A 357-nucleotide genomic window follows, 5' to 3' on the forward strand; every position below is an offset into this window, starting at 1 on the left:
AAAGTGATTAGTTAAATATAAAAGAAAATATAGAAAAACTTCCTGGTGCACATCCCCACGGATACGAAGTGATTGAATAATTTGTTTGTGCTGGAACAATGAATGAAATATAACCAGACTTGCTCCATTCATCATTGGCGGTCGTTGTTGATGCGACCCTTCCTACACCATTCACACTGCCAGCAAGGTCAAACCTATTACCGCATTGGCCTCCAGATATGCTGTTCCCGCCAGACACTTGAATTTGAATAGCTTGTTTTGAACTATTGAAGCCATTGTAAACTTCAGTCGCCGGACCAAGATTTTGATAATATCCGTTTATGCCTTTTGTAATTGGCTGCCACCGACCGGATTGGC

Annotated in this window: 1 protein-coding gene; it reads right to left on the bottom strand. The window is 41.5% G+C overall.

Annotation, left to right across the window (positions count from 1 at the left end):
* Positions 1 to 7: 7 nt before the first annotated feature.
* Positions 8 to 357 (bottom strand): prepilin, shufflon protein A (locus tag MY55_RS23970; protein ID WP_157889418.1); only part of this gene is annotated, 350 nt, incomplete at its 5' end.

Source organism: Chromobacterium subtsugae (genome assembly GCF_001676875.1).
In the GTDB taxonomy this organism is placed as follows: Bacteria; Pseudomonadota; Gammaproteobacteria; order Burkholderiales; family Chromobacteriaceae; genus Chromobacterium; species Chromobacterium subtsugae.